Annotated in this window: 14 protein-coding genes; 10 read left to right on the top strand and 4 right to left on the bottom strand. The window is 68.7% G+C overall.

The annotated features are described in order from the left end of the window. Positions 1–24 precede the first annotated feature (24 nt). The 4 genes from ggt (at position 25) to QR64_RS12015 (ending at position 5,474) form a co-directional block, all read left to right on the top strand. Positions 25–2,022, top strand: coding sequence for a gamma-glutamyltransferase (gene ggt, locus QR64_RS12030; RefSeq protein ID WP_039585342.1), 1,998 nt, complete (start codon positions 25–27; stop codon positions 2,020–2,022). Positions 2,023–2,197: 175 nt separating this feature from the next. After that, entirely contained in the window at positions 2,198–3,430 is a 1,233-nt protein-coding gene (locus QR64_RS12025) for an iron-containing alcohol dehydrogenase (protein WP_039585339.1), read from the top strand. After that, a complete protein-coding gene (locus QR64_RS12020) occupies positions 3,427–4,800 on the top strand; it encodes a MadS family sensor histidine kinase (protein ID WP_024101651.1) in 1,374 nt (457 codons plus the stop codon). The genes QR64_RS12025 and QR64_RS12020 overlap by 4 nt, the downstream gene beginning before the upstream one ends. Further along, on the top strand, positions 4,797–5,474 hold the full coding sequence (locus QR64_RS12015; protein WP_052227288.1) for a MadR family response regulator transcription factor: 678 nt from the start codon (positions 4,797–4,799) through the stop codon (positions 5,472–5,474). Before QR64_RS12020 ends, QR64_RS12015 begins: the two co-directional genes overlap by 4 nt. A 19-nt stretch (positions 5,475–5,493) precedes the next feature. Here QR64_RS12015 and QR64_RS26830 read toward each other — a convergent pair whose 3' ends face one another. The 4 genes from QR64_RS26830 to mftR all read right to left on the bottom strand — a co-directional run bounded on the left by QR64_RS26830 (position 5,494) and on the right by mftR (position 7,644). Then, complete coding sequence (locus QR64_RS26830) at positions 5,494–5,649, bottom strand: hypothetical protein (RefSeq protein WP_024101650.1); 156 nt, start codon at positions 5,647–5,649, stop codon at positions 5,494–5,496. 6 nt (positions 5,650–5,655) lie between these two features. Then, the gene (locus QR64_RS12010) at positions 5,656–6,096 is read right to left on the bottom strand and encodes a hypothetical protein (protein WP_024101649.1); all 441 of its coding nucleotides are present in this window, start codon (positions 6,094–6,096) and stop codon (positions 5,656–5,658) included. Between the two features lie 82 nt (positions 6,097–6,178). Continuing rightward, positions 6,179–6,982: a mycofactocin oligosaccharide methyltransferase MftM gene (gene mftM, locus QR64_RS12005; protein WP_006553548.1), complete on the bottom strand. Its 804-nt coding sequence runs from the start codon at positions 6,980–6,982 to the stop codon at positions 6,179–6,181. Next, positions 6,979–7,644, bottom strand: coding sequence for a mycofactocin system transcriptional regulator (mftR, locus tag QR64_RS12000; RefSeq protein WP_019291266.1), 666 nt, complete (start codon positions 7,642–7,644; stop codon positions 6,979–6,981). The genes mftM and mftR overlap by 4 nt, the downstream gene beginning before the upstream one ends. Positions 7,645–7,764: 120 nt before the next feature. On the opposite strand from mftR, the gene mftA reads away from it, so the two are divergent. From mftA to QR64_RS11975, 6 genes are read left to right on the top strand one after another with little or no spacing between them, the layout of a single operon-like run. Further along, positions 7,765–7,860, top strand: a complete 96-nt coding sequence (gene mftA / locus QR64_RS25855) for a mycofactocin precursor MftA (protein WP_006553546.1) — start codon at positions 7,765–7,767, stop codon at positions 7,858–7,860. Positions 7,861–7,900: 40 nt separating this feature from the next. Further along, entirely contained in the window at positions 7,901–8,194 is a 294-nt protein-coding gene (mftB, locus tag QR64_RS11995) for a mycofactocin biosynthesis chaperone MftB (protein WP_006553545.1), read from the top strand. A 19-nt stretch (positions 8,195–8,213) separates the two neighbouring features. Then, positions 8,214–9,455 (top strand): mycofactocin radical SAM maturase, encoded by a 1,242-nt coding sequence (mftC, locus tag QR64_RS11990; RefSeq protein WP_019291268.1) that lies wholly within the window; start codon positions 8,214–8,216, stop codon positions 9,453–9,455. A 23-nt stretch (positions 9,456–9,478) separates the two neighbouring features. Beyond that, positions 9,479–10,687, top strand: a complete 1,209-nt coding sequence (mftD, locus tag QR64_RS11985; protein WP_006553543.1) for a pre-mycofactocin synthase MftD — start codon at positions 9,479–9,481, stop codon at positions 10,685–10,687. Between the two features lie 13 nt (positions 10,688–10,700). Next, positions 10,701–12,602 carry a mycofactocin system FadH/OYE family oxidoreductase 1 gene (locus QR64_RS11980; protein WP_039585334.1) on the top strand — a complete coding sequence of 634 codons (1,902 nt, stop codon included), beginning with the start codon at positions 10,701–10,703 and terminating at the stop codon, positions 12,600–12,602. A gap of 50 nt (positions 12,603–12,652) precedes the next feature. After that, positions 12,653–13,465 (top strand): mycofactocin-coupled SDR family oxidoreductase, encoded by an 813-nt coding sequence (locus tag QR64_RS11975; RefSeq protein WP_039585332.1) that lies wholly within the window; start codon positions 12,653–12,655, stop codon positions 13,463–13,465. Positions 13,466–13,467 lie beyond the last annotated feature (2 nt).

The raw sequence follows: 13,467 nt of genomic DNA, 5'->3' as shown, positions 1-13,467 counted from the left end.
CACGCGCCCGGCTACGGTCAGTGAATGGTCCTGCCCTCGAGAGCCCGGTCCGGTGTCCGCGCGGCCTTCGCCGCGGCCGTCTCGATCACCCTCCTCGGCGCGTGTACGTCCGCGTCGGACGATATGGAGTCGGGCGGAACGGCTGACGTGCAGGAGACCGCGGCAGCCGCGACCTGCACCGCCGAACCCAACGGCACCCCGATCGCCGAGACGCAGCCGGCGACGGAGACCGGGGATCGCGACATCTCCACGAACCCCGAGATCGCGACCGGTTACCGCGCCGGCATGACCGCGGTGACCACCTCCTCCTTCGCCGTGTCGACGGCCAATCCCGCATCCACCGAAGCGGCATGCGAGGTCCTGCGCGACGGCGGGACCGCGGCCGACGCACTCGTCGCCGCCCAGATGGTCCTCGGTCTGGTCGAACCCCAGTCGTCGGGTATCGGCGGCGGAGCGTTCCTGGTGTACTACGACGCCGAGTCCGGTGAGGTGGAGGCATACGACGGCCGCGAGACGGCACCGATGTCCGCGACCGAGAACTATCTGCGCTGGATCAGCGACACCGATCGCACCGAACCCCGCCCCGACGCGCGTGCGAGCGGCCGCTCGATCGGCGTGCCCGGCGTCGTGCGGATGCTCGAAACCGTCCACGCGAAGCACGGGAGTGCCGCCTGGGGCGAATTGTTCCGCCCCGCGATCGATCTCGCCGATCAGGGCATCGTGATCAGCGACCGTCTGGCGCAGTCGATCGCCGATTCCGCCGAACAGCTCGCCGTCGACGACGAGGCCCGCGCCTACTTCCTGCAGGCCGACGGCTCGCCCAAGCCCGAAGGTGAGATCCTCACGAATCCGGCGATGTCCAAGACGCTCTCGGCGATCGCCACCGACGGCGCCGACGCCTTCTACACCGGTGACATCGCGGCCGGCATCGTCGAGTCCACCGGCACCGATTCGGGCGGGCGTACACCCGGAACGATGACCCTCGACGATCTCGCCGTCTACGAGGCGAAGGAACGGCAACCGCTGTGCACCCCCTACCGCGAGTACGAGATCTGCGGGATGCCCAACCCGTCCTCGGGTGGCATGGCGGTCGCGGCGACGCTCGGCATCCTCGAGAACTTCGACCTCGCGTCGCTGCCGCCGGGTGATGTCGATGCCGACGGTGGCGTCCCCGACGCGGATGCGGTGCACCTGATCTCCGAAGCCGAACGACTCGCCTACGCCGATCGCGACAAGTACGTCGCCGACGCCGATTTCGTGCCCCTGCCGGGTGGCTCGCTCGAGACCCTGGTGAACCCGGACTACCTGTCCGAACGCGCAGGGCTGATCGACCCCGGCAAGAGCATGGGCGAGGCGCAGCCCGGCGACTTCGGTCCGGTCCCGCTCGGCATGCCGCCGCAGAGCCCCGAACACGGCACCAGCCACATCTCGGTCGCGGACAGCTACGGCAACGTCGCATCCATGACGACCACCATCGAGTCGGCCTTCGGCTCGTTCCACATGACCGACGGCGTCCTCCTCAACAATCAGCTCACGGACTTCTCGGCCGAACCGGTCGACGAGGAGGGGCTGCCCGTCGCCAACCGCGTCGAACCCGGCAAGCGGCCGCGCAGCTCGATGGCCCCGACGCTCGTCTTCGATCGCACCTCCGACGGCGGTCGCGGCGACATCCGGATGGTGGTCGGGTCGCCGGGCGGCTCGGTGATCATCCAGTTCGTCGTCAAGACACTCGTGAACACTCTCGACTGGGGACTCGACCCGCAGCAGGCCGTCTCGGCCGTGTCGTTCGGCGCTGCGAACACCCCCGTCACAGGGGTCGGCGGCGAGCATCCGGCGATCGACGGTGCCGACGACGGAGCGACCGATCCACTCGTGCAGCAGCTCCGCGACAGGGGCCACGAGGTGTCCGTCGCCCCGCAGTCCAGTGGACTGAGCGCGCTGCTGCGTCAGGGGGAGGGATGGATCGGTGGCGCCGACCCCCGACGCGAGGGCGCCGTGATGGGTGATACCGGCGGGCAGTGACGATCGGCGCCCTATATCCGTCGAGCGCGGATCGACGCCCGTGACCTACCCTGTCGAATAGGTGCCGACCTCACCATCGGTCCGGTGCGTCCCGTGCCCGCTGCGCCCGACAACCCGCGCACCGTAAGCTGGATCACACAGGTGCGCGGATCGTGCGGATCGTCAGGAGTGAACAGTGGCCGTCGTCATGCCGGGACACCAGAACACGACCCATCCCCGTGCTTCCGCGCCCCCTCGGGACGGCCACCCCGCTTCGGGGCCGGCCCTGGTCAAGTTCCACGCCCCCGAGATCGTCTTCGGGGAGGGCTCGCTCGTCGAAGCGGCCCACGCCGCCGTCCGGCTCGGCGGTGTCCGCCCCATGCTCATCACCGACCCGGGACTGATCGAAGCCGGCTGGGTCGACGAACTCCTGCAGCACCTGCGTGATCAGGGGGTCGACGCCACCGTGTGGGCCGGTCTCACCCCCAATCCGAAGGACCACGAGGTCGCGACCGGCCACGAGGTGTACCGGTCGCGGGGCTGCGACGTCCTCGTCGCGCTGGGCGGTGGCTCGGTGATCGACGCCGCGAAGGGCGTCGCGATCCTCGCCGCCAACGGCGGCAACATCCTCGACTACGAGGGCGTCGACCGAGCGCGGTTGCCCATCCCGCCGATGGTCATGGTGCCGTCGACGTCCGGGACGGGAGCCGACGTCTCCCAGTTCTGCGTGGTCACCGACACCGCGCGCGGCAGCAAGATCACCATCATCGGCCGGTCGCTCGTCCCCGACCTCACGGTGATCGATCCGCGACTGCTCACCACCATGCCCGACGACCTCAACGCCGCCACCGGACTCGACGCCCTCACCCACGGCATCGAGGCGTTCGTCTCCCGCGCCCACAACCCCCTCACCGACCATCACGCACTGCGGGCGGTCGGCATGGTCACCGGCACGCTCGTGCGCACGATCGACGACCCGACCTACATGCCCGCTCGCGCCACCATGGCCCAGGCCAGTCTCGAGGCCGGACTCGCGTTCACCAACGCGATCCTCGGTGCAGCCCACGCGATGAGCCATCAGGTCGGCGGTCTGCTCGACCTGCCGCACGGGGTCATCAACGGCGTGCTGCTGCCGCACGTCATCCGGTTCAACGGTGCCGACGATCCCGAGCCGTTCGTCCAGGTCGCCGCGACCCTCGGTCTGGAGGAGGCGCGCGGTGCCGCGCCCGAGGCCGTCGATGCCGTCGCGTCGCGCATCGACGCCCTCGCCCGTCAGGTGGGTGTGCCGCGCGGACTGCGCCAACTCGGCGTGCGGGAGGAAGACCTGCCGCGACTCGCCGAGGGAGCACTGCGCGACGCGTGCATGTCGACGAATCCGCGCACCGCGACCCGCGACCAGATGATCGAGTTGTTCCGGACGGCGCTGTGAGTGCTCCCGACCTGTCGGCACTGACCGGACTCCGCTCCGGGAAGTCGACCTTCTATCCGCAGTACCGCGGCGCCGCCGAACGGCTCGAACGCGTCGTCCACGCACTCGAACTGATCTCCCGGGCATTGGTGCGCACGGTCGAGGGGCCCGAGACGCTTATCTGCGCCGTCGCCGAAGCCGCTCGCGCGCACCTGAGCGCGACGTGGGTTGCCTTCGCCCTCGCCGACGGTGTCCTTCCCGATGCCGGGCCGCGCAGGCTCGTGCTCGGCCCCGACGCCACTCCCTTCCTCGTCGACAACGTCGAGGGACCGCCCCTGCCCGACGAGGTCGTGGCCCTGCTCGACGCCGTGCGTACCGGTGCCGTCGAACGTCGCGAGCTGGTCGAGAACCACCACGCGTTCGTGCCCATCGTCCTGGACGGGGGAGTCGCCGGTGCCATCGCCGCATGGACGCCGGACCGCCGCGTCCTCGACACCACCGACCGCGCCGTTCTGTCGATCCTCGCCAGCCAGACCGCGGTCGCGCTGCAGAACTCCGCGCTCTACCAACGCGGACAACTCCTGCTCGAACGCGCCGAGCAGGCCTACCGCGAAGCGAACCGCTCCGCCGCCGATCTGCAGGCACGCAACGAGGAACTCGAAGCGACCCTGAAGAAACTCGCTCTCACGCAGCGGCAGCTGGGCGTCGCCCACCGGAACCAGGCGCTCGACGAGGAACGCCACCGCATCGCGCGCGAGCTCCACGACAGCGTCACGCAGGCCGTGCTCTCGGCGGGCATGCAGATCGAGGTGTGCCGCAGCGACATTCCCGACGCCGAACGCAGCGAACGACTCGACCTCGCCAAGGAACTCACCCGCGGTGCCGTCGAGCAGTTGCGATCCGCGATCTACGCGCTGAACCGACCGTCCGATTCCGAACGGATGTCGTTGCCGGAGATGCTCGAACAGCTCAGCGTGGCCCACATGCCGGGCGAACTCGAGGTCAAGACGAGAATGGGTGGCACACCGGTCGAGTTGAGCGGCGAGGCCGAGCACGCCCTGCTCCGGATCGCCGGCGAAGCGTTGTTCAACGCGGCGGTGCACGCCAACGCGAGTCGCGTGGTGCTGCGGCTCAGTTATGGACGCGATGCGGTCCTGCTGTCGGTCGCTGACGACGGCGACGGCGACCCGGCACGTCTGCGGGTGATGCTGCGACTCGCCGCCAACGACCTCGACGGGAGCCATCGCGGTCTCGCGAACATGCAGGCCCGCGCCCGCGAACTCGGTGGCACCCTCGAGGTGCGTCGTTCCCGGTTCGGTGGAGTGCGAATCGCGGCCCGTATCCCGTTGCAGGACAATGCTGTAGCTCAACAGGTGGGAGAACCGTCATGACCGTCACGCCGCCTCGGATGACCCCGCGGGCGCGGCCCGGCACGGTGCGCATCGCACTCGTCGACGACCACGCGATCCTCCGCCAGGGACTCCGCTCGATCCTCGATCGCGAACCGGATCTCGAAGTGGTGGGGGAGGCCTCGACGGACGTGGAGGCGCTCGCGCTCGTCGACCGCATGCGCCCCGACATCGTGCTGCTCGATCTCAAGCTCTCGGCCGGGTCGGACTTCGAGGGACTGGGATTGTGCGGGCGGCTGTCCTCGGCGCACCCGGGCATCGGTCTGCTCGTGCTCACCACCTTCCTCGACGAACAACTCGTCGTGCGGGCGGTGCACGCGGGCGCGCGTGGTTACGTCGTCAAGGACGTCGACACCACCGAACTGGTGCGCGCCATCCGGGCGGTCTCTCGCGGTGAGAGCGCCTTCGACTCGCGCAGTGCGGCGGCGGTCGTGCGTTCGCTCAACGGGCAGGGCGCATCCGCCGAACAGTTGACCGGCCGCGAACTCGAGGTGCTGAAGCTTCTCGCCGCCGGCATGTCGAACGTGAAGATCGGTGAGCAGCTTTTCATCTCGGCCACCACCGTGAAGTTCCACGTCAGCAACATCATGCGCAAGCTAGGGGTGAGCCGCCGGGCCGAGGCGGTCTACGCCGCCAGCAAGCAGGGGCTGATCTGACCGCCGGCCCCTTCGACGCTCAGCTCTGCGCGGTGAGCTTGCTGCTGTAGGCCGCACCCCAGTCGTCGAGCCACGCGGCGACGGCCAACGGTTTCGCGTTCGGTGTCCGCGACGAGCGTGGCCGCGTCCGCAGATACGGCGACGGGGGACTGGCGGGTACGGACCCGACGTCCACACCGCGTCAGCGTCCGGTCGGAGCAGGCGAGTGCAATGGCACGAGTACCGACAGTGCGCCGGTATACAGGATCAGGCGCAGTAGCGGTCCGCCTCGGAGAAGCTGCCGGGTGATCTCCCGGACCCGTCGGCCCTCGTCCTCACCCGGCGGCGCGGCGAGCACGATCGCGGGACCGGAACCGGGCCGGGTCGCGGTGACGAGCAGACACTCCTCGACGGTGGTCAGTACCGGAATGTCGTTCGCGCCCTCGGTCTTTCCGATCGCCACGGCGTCGTAGTCGGAGTCGTCCGCATCGTCGTGGAAGACGAGCAGCCGCACGTCCGGTCGCTCGGGGAGCGGCCGACAGTCCGTCACCACTCCGCACGACATGTCCCGCGATGCGCCGGGGCGGGGAAGGACGACGCGACGAGTCGTCCAGCCGAAGTGGCTCTCGACGATGTGGTCCATCACGCCACCTCCTTCCGTCCACACCGGGTATTCGTCGCCGGACGGGAAACGGATGGGCGGGCAGGCGGATGGCCCGGGTGGATCACCCGATGACGAGCCACCCACCGTGGTGTTCGAACACCTCGAAGGGACGCCCCGTACTGCGGCCCAGTTCCTCGAGTGCGGGCAGGTCGAAGGTGCGCACGTGTCCGTGGCAGGCCGTCGCCTCGTCCTCGAACGGCACCGCGACCACCACCCGCTGCCGGGCGATCCGCAGCGCCTCGGCGAGGATCGTGGCACCGAGGGCGTCGTCGACGTGCTCGAGCAGGTGGATCGCGGTGACTGTGTCGGCGCTGCCGTCGGGCACCGGGACGTTCGCCGCGTCGCACACGAGCGTGTCGACGTGCAGCCCGAGCCGCGGTGCGACCGCATCGAGCAGGCGCATCGTGCCGGGCAGGATGTCGGTGGCGGTGACGGTGGTGCCGGCGGCGGCGAGCCGCAGCGGCAGGAAGCCGAAACACGACCCCAGGTCGAGCACGCTCCCACGCACGAGTTCGGCGGCCCGATTATGGATGGGCGCGAAATCGGCTGTACCGTCGAGCAGTTCGCCGAGCGAGTTGCGGTAGTAGGTGACCCACGAGTCGAGGGCGCCGGGCACCGTGGAGCGGACGAGTCCCACCATCGTCAGCTCGAACTCGTCCTGACCGAACTCGATGTCCTGGATCGAGGCGGTGACCTCGGCGACGAGTCGCTCGCTGATCTGCTCGGCCGTGAGGGAATGCGTGACGTGGAGTCGGTCGTCCTCGCGCCGGACGTTCAGCGGCCCGGCGGGTACGCGTTCGACCGTCACGTGATCGTGTGTCCACCGGCCCGGGCTGCAGGGAGCGAGCGAATCGAGCAGGGTCATTGTTTCGCAACCTTTTTCGGAGGTGTGGAAGGGGGCGGTGTGGAAGGGGAGTGCGGGTCACTGTAGTCGAGACCGGCCGTCAGTGTCCCCATCCCGGTGGCCAGTAAGTCGTGCAGATCCGATCCGGGTTCGTCGAGCCACGCCTCGTAGGCGGAGATCGCGACACCGAGCAGCAGATAGCCGACGGTGCGGGGGATGTGGTCGTCGGGATCGGCCCCGATGCGACGGGCGACGAACTCGGCGACGACACGTCTCCAGCCCTGGTACATCACCGACGAATAGCCCTGCAGCGCGGGCGTGTGCAGGATGAGACCCATCCGCGCGCGGTGTCGTTCGGCCTCACTGTCGGGGAAGGTGTTGAAGTCGTGCAGGGCGGTGGTCAGCGCTTCCGAGAGCGGAACGTCCTCGGGGATCGTTTCGAGGCTCGCGCGCATGCCGGCGAGGTGTTCGTCGAAGTTTCCCCAGGCCACCTCGTTCTTCGACGGGAAGTAGCGGAAGAAGGTGCGTCGCGCGATGTCGGCCGCCTCGGCGATGTCGTCGATGCTCGTCTCGTCGAAGCCCGCCTCCATGAACAGCTCGATGCCGATTGCGGCGAGTTCCTCCTTCGTGGTGGACGGGCGGCGACCTATCCGAGCGGACGGTTTCCCGCGACTACGCGTCATTCTTCCTCCCGAAGGCGTGACATTCTGCACTCGATGCCATTACAGTGGTGAACTGTCTCACAGCGCAAGTCCCACTGTGACGACCGGCTCCGATCCAGGAGAAGAAACCGAGGAGGAAACATGTCCGATCGTGACAACGCCGTGATCGAATCCGATCTGATCGAGGAGTCCCTCGTCGAAGAGGTCTCCATCGACGGCATGTGCGGCGTGTACTGACATGACCGCGCCCGGAGCCACCGACGTGTCCCCCCTGGCAATGGACACCGAGACAGCAACGGACACCGAGATGTTCGATCCGGGTGCCGGCTGGCGGCTCCACCCGCAGGTAGCGCTTCGCCCCGAGCCGTTCGGGGCGTTGCTCTACCACTTCGGCACCCGCAAGTTGTCGTTCCTGAAGAACACCGTCATCGTCGACGTCGTCCGATCCCTCGGCGACCACGGGTCGGTGCGAGACGCGTTGCGAGCGCACGGGATCGACGAGAACGCCGAGCGGCCCTACGTGCGTGCCCTGGGCACCCTGGCCGATTCGCACATGATCGTTCCTGTCTGACGTCTGTAAGGACCAGCCCATGACCTCGCTGCTCGAACCGCCCACAACCTCCGCCCCACCGAAGGTCGGTCGCCTCGTCGACCAGTTCGAGAAGGGCCTCGACGCCCCGATCTGCCTGACCTGGGAGCTCACCTACGCCTGCAACCTTTCATGTGTGCACTGCCTGTCCTCGTCGGGCAAGCGCGACCCGCGTGAACTGTCGACCGAACAGTGCAAGGCGATCATCGACGAGCTGCAGCGCATGCAGGTCTTCTACGTCAACATCGGCGGCGGCGAACCCACCGTGCGATCCGATTTCTGGGAACTCGTCGACTACGCCACCGAACACCAGGTGGGCGTGAAGTTCTCGACCAACGGTGTGCGCATCGACAAGAAGGTCGCCGCCCGGCTGGCCGCCTCCGACTATGTCGACGTGCAGATCTCCCTCGACGGCGCCACCGCCGAGGTCAACGACGCCGTGCGCGGGCCGGGTTCGTTCGCGATGGCCGTGCGTGCCCTGGAGAACCTGTCCGAGGCGGGCTTCCGCGACGCGAAGATCTCCGTCGTCGTCACCCGCCAGAATGTCGACCAGCTCGACGAATTCAAGGCTCTCGCCGACCGTTACGGCGCGACCCTGCGCATCACGCGACTGCGCCCGTCCGGCCGCGCCGTGGACGTGTGGGACGACCTGCATCCCACCCATGAGCAGCAGCGGCAGCTCTACGACTGGCTCGTCGCCCACGGCGAGGGCGTGCTCACCGGCGACTCGTTCTTCCACCTGTCCGCCTTCGGCGGCGAGGGCGGCGGCTCGCTGCCCGGACTGAACCTGTGCGGTGCGGGACGCGTGGTGTGCCTGATCGACCCGGTCGGCGACGTCTACGCGTGCCCGTTCGCGATCCACGAGAACTTCCACGCCGGAAACATCCTCACCGACGGTGGTTTCGCGTCGGTGTGGAAGAACTCCGAGCTGTTCCGCGAACTGCGCGAACCGCAGTCCGCCGGTGCGTGCGGCTCGTGCAACTTCTTCGACGCGTGCCGCGGCGGCTGTATGGCCGCGAAGTTCTTCACCGGCCTGCCGATGGACGGACCCGATCCCGAGTGCGTGCAGGGCTACGGGCAGTCCGCGCTCGAAGCCGAGCGCACCGTGCCGCAGTCGAGCGTCGACCACTCGCGCACCGGCAAGCGCGCCGAACGGCGCACCCCGGCCGCACCGGTACCGCTGACCCTGCTCACCAAGCCCCCCGCCAAGTTCTGCGACGAGAATCCGCTCGCAGGGCTCTAGACCTTCCGAGGAGACGACCGACGATGGCCAAGCCTTCCTGGTTGAAGAATCCGTGGGCCCAGGACCCATGGTTCGAGACCGTCGCAATCGCACAGCAGCGCGCCCGTAAACGCCTGCCCAAGTCCGTCTACGGCGCACTCGTCGCCGGATCCGAGGCCGGCATCACGGCCGACGACAACACCACCGCCTTCCGCGAACTCGGGTTCGCCCCGCACGTCGCGGGACTGTCGGACAAGCGGGAGATGTCTACGACCATCATGGGACAGGATGTGTCCCTGCCCGTGATGATCTCGCCGACCGGTGTGCAGGCCGTGCACCCGGACGGTGAGGTCGCCGTGGCCCGCGCGGCCGCCGCCCGCGGCACCGCGATGGGTCTGTCGTCGTTCGCGAGCAAGTCCATCGAGGAAGTCGCGGCGGTCAACGACAAGACCTTCTTCCAGATGTACTGGGTCGGCAGCCGCGACACGCTGATCCAACGCATGGAACGTGCCCGCGCTGCGGGCGCGAAGGGTCTGATCATGACCCTGGACTGGTCGTTCTCCAACGGTCGAGACTGGGGCAGCCCCGCCATCCCGGAGCGGATGAACCTCGAGGCGATGGTCAAGTTCGCCCCCGAGGGCATCACCCGGCCCAAGTGGCTCCTCGAATGGGCGAAGACCGGTGCCGTGCCGGATCTGACCACCCCCAACCTCACACCGCCGGACGGCCAGGCCCCGACCTTCTTCGGCGCCTACGGCGAGTGGATGACCACGCCCCTGCCCACCTGGGAGGACGTCGCGTGGCTGCGTGAGCAGTGGGGCGATGCACCGTTCATGCTCAAGGGCGTCATGCGCGTCGACGACGCCAAGCGCGCCGTCGATGCCGGGGTCACCGCCATCTCGGTGTCCAACCACGGTGGCAACAACCTCGACGGCACCCCGGCGCCGATCCGGGCCCTGCCGGCGATCGCCGAAGCGGTGGGCAAGGACGTCGAGGTGCTGCTCGACGGCGGTATCCGCCGCGGCAGCGACGTCGTCAAGGCGATCGCGCTCGGCGCCAGGGCCGTGCTCATCGGCCGCGCGTACCTGTGGGGTCTGGCCGCGAACGGTCAGGCAGGCGTGGAGAACGTCCTCGACATCCTTTCCGGCGGAATCGGTTCCGCCCTCATGGGTCTGGGCAAGAACTCGATCCACGAGCTCACCCCCGACGACGTCTTCGTGCCGGACGGCTTCCGCCGCGATCTCGGCATCTGACCGAACCGACGATATGAGCCCCGCGCTCACCGAACCGATCACCCTCGCCGGACGCACCGCTCCGTCGAGGGTGATCTTCGGTCCGCACGTCACCAATCTCGGTGACGGCCGGTCGTTCTCGGACCGTCACGTCGCGTACTACGCGCGACGTGCGCAGGGTGGGTGCGGGATCGTCGTCACGGAGACGGCGTCGGTGCACCCGTCCGACCACCCTTACGAACGCGCACCGCTGGCCGAGTGCTGCGGGGACGGCTACCGGCGGATCGTCGAGGCCTGCCGTCCGCATGGCACACTCGTGCTCGCCGGCCTCGGTCATCGCGGCCTGCAGGGTTCGAGCGCGTGGACCCGGGCACCGCTGTGGGCACCCTCGCGCGTGCCGGATCCGGTGACACGCGAACTGCCTGCCGAGGCGACCGAGCGTGAAATCGCCGAGCTCGTCGAGTCCTTCGCCCGTGCTGCCGTCGTCGCCGCGGAAGCGGGTCTCGACGGAGTGGAACTCGACGCCGGACCGACCTCGCTGCTGCGGCAGTTCCTCTCCGGGCTGACCAACCGTCGCGACGACGCATACGGCACCGAACGCCTGCGGCTGCTGCGTGAGGCGATCGCCGCCGTTCGCGCGCAAATCGGCTCGGATCACATTGTTGCACTGAGACTCTCGTGCGACGAGAACGCGCCGTGGGCGGGCATCACACCCGACGTCGCCGCCGGATACGTCCGCGCGATCGCATCATCGGTCGACCTGCTCACCGTGGTGCGCGGTGGATTGTTCTCACCCGAGTCGTATCGGCCCGACGCACATGTCCCCGCCGGATTCAACGACGACCTGTGCCGCCGCATCCGGGACGAGATCTCCGGATCGGTCCCGATCGCTCTGCAGGGCAGCATCGTCGACGCCGGCCACGCGCAGCGGGCCCTCTCCGACGGTGCGTGTGACCTGGTCGAGATGACCCGCGCGCAGATCGCCGACCCCGACCTCGTCGTCGCCGTCCGTCGCGGTCGTCGGCCGCGTCCCTGCGTGCGCTGCAACCAGGCGTGCCTCGTCGACGACTTCCACAACCCGATCGTGGGGTGCATCGCGAACCCGGAGGCCGGCGACGAGACACGGAGCTCTCCCGGACCGGTGGACTCCGCACGCGACGTACTCGTGGTGGGTGCTGGACCCGCCGGTCTGGAAGCAGCGCGCGTGGCAGCGACGCGCGGTCACCGTGTCGTCCTGGTCGAGGCGGACGAACGGGTCGGTGGGACGATCGCCGCCGTCTCGCGCGGTGGCCGGCCCGACTTCGCTGCGCTCGTCGACTGGCTCGAACAGCAGTGCCTGGAGTCCGGCGTCGACATCCGTACCGGCACGGAAGTGAGCGCTGCCGAGATCGAGAGTGCGCTCGCTGCGGGTACGGAGGTCGTGCAGGCCACCGGCGGGTTTCCACGTCCACCCTCCTTTCCGGTGACCGAGCCCGAGCGGTACGCGACCGCCGCGGAGGTGCTGTCGGGGATTCGGCCGCCTGCGTCCCGGATGGTCGTGTGGGATCCGACGGGTGGTCCGGTGGCGAGTGCCGTCGTCGACCGTTTCGTGGAGCGCGGCGCGGAGGTCCACTATGCGACGGGTGACCCGGTCGCCGGATCACGACTTGCGCCGACGGGGGACTTCGTCGCCTTCGACGTCCGCATGCAGCGGGCGGGCGTGGCGAGACATCTCGGGTGCCGGGTCGGTTCGGTCGATGCCGACGGCGTCGTGCTCGTCGACCGGGTGTCCGGGGAATCCACGCCGGTGGCGGACGCTGTCCTGGTCGACTGCGCACCCCCGTTACCGGCAGAAGTGTCCGAGTGGCCGGGATCGCGGTCGATCGGCGACCAGGTGGCCCCGAGGACCGTGCGCGAGGCCGTCCGAGAGGGATACCGGGTGGCCACGGCGCTGTAACGTGGGGCACACTGAAACGCGTTCTAATTTGGGTCTACGGAAGGGCCGACATGGGAGATTTCGACGGCAAGGTCGTCTTCATCACCGGGATCGCGCGCGGGCAGGGCCGCAACCACGCCATCCGGTTCGCGCGTGAGGGCGCGTCCGTCATCGGCGTCGACATCGCGGCCCCGGTATCGGAGTACGTGACCTACGAGCAGGCCACCGAGGACGACTTCCACGAGACGGTCCGCCTCGTGGAGCAGGCCGGCGGGAAGATCCTCGCCCGTGTCGCGGACGTGCGCGACAGCGCCGCACTGAAGGCCGTCGTCGACGAGGGCGTCGCCCAGTTCGGGCGACTCGACGTGGTGGTCGCCAATGCCGGCATCTGCAGCTGGAACCGCTTCTGGGAAATGCCCGACGACCAGTTCGAAGAGCTGATCGACATCAACCTCACCGGTGTCTTCAAGACCCTCAAGGCCGCTGCCCCCGCGATGATCGAGGCCGGGAACGGCGGATCGATCATCGTCGTCAGCTCGGTGGCGGGCCTCAAGGCGATGCCAGGCCAGATCAACTACGCGGCAGCGAAATTCGGCCTCGTCGGTATCACGCAGGCAGCGGCGAAGGAACTCGGCCCGTACCGTATCCGGGTCAACTCCATCCACCCCTACGGCGTGAACACCCCGATGGGCACCGACGTCAGCGTCCTGAAGCTGTTCGAGAAGAACCCGTCGTGGGGACCGAACTTCGTCCCCATCCTCACCGAGAAGCCTGCGGCCGACCCCGACGACATCTCGGAGACCGTGTTGTTCCTCGCGAGCGATCGGGCCTCCACGATCACCGGCAGCCAGATGGCCATCGACCAGGGCAACTCGAAGGTCTGACG

Origin of the sequence: Rhodococcus sp. Chr-9 (genome assembly GCF_000801125.1) — a bacterium.
Taxonomy (GTDB): Bacteria; Actinomycetota; Actinomycetes; order Mycobacteriales; family Mycobacteriaceae; genus Rhodococcus; species Rhodococcus pyridinivorans.
The sequence above is the reverse complement of the archived record's forward strand: the minus strand, read 5'-3'. Positions and strand labels throughout refer to the sequence as shown.

Coding starts and splice junctions, on each gene's coding strand:
- QR64_RS11975 (WP_039585332.1), top strand. CDS start 12,653: ATGGGAGATTTCGACGGCAAGGTCGTCTTCATCACCGGGATCGCGCGC.
- mftR (WP_019291266.1), bottom strand. CDS start 7,644: ATGACGCGTAGTCGCGGGAAACCGTCCGCTCGGATAGGTCGCCGCCCG.
- mftD (WP_006553543.1), top strand. CDS start 9,479: ATGGCCAAGCCTTCCTGGTTGAAGAATCCGTGGGCCCAGGACCCATGG.
- mftA (WP_006553546.1), top strand. CDS start 7,765: ATGTCCGATCGTGACAACGCCGTGATCGAATCCGATCTGATCGAGGAG.
- mftM (WP_006553548.1), bottom strand. CDS start 6,982: ATGACCCTGCTCGATTCGCTCGCTCCCTGCAGCCCGGGCCGGTGGACA.
- QR64_RS12015 (WP_052227288.1), top strand. CDS start 4,797: ATGACCGTCACGCCGCCTCGGATGACCCCGCGGGCGCGGCCCGGCACG.
- QR64_RS11980 (WP_039585334.1), top strand. CDS start 10,701: ATGAGCCCCGCGCTCACCGAACCGATCACCCTCGCCGGACGCACCGCT.
- mftC (WP_019291268.1), top strand. CDS start 8,214: ATGACCTCGCTGCTCGAACCGCCCACAACCTCCGCCCCACCGAAGGTC.
- mftB (WP_006553545.1), top strand. CDS start 7,901: ATGGACACCGAGACAGCAACGGACACCGAGATGTTCGATCCGGGTGCC.
- QR64_RS12010 (WP_024101649.1), bottom strand. CDS start 6,096: ATGGACCACATCGTCGAGAGCCACTTCGGCTGGACGACTCGTCGCGTC.
- ggt (WP_039585342.1), top strand. CDS start 25: ATGGTCCTGCCCTCGAGAGCCCGGTCCGGTGTCCGCGCGGCCTTCGCC.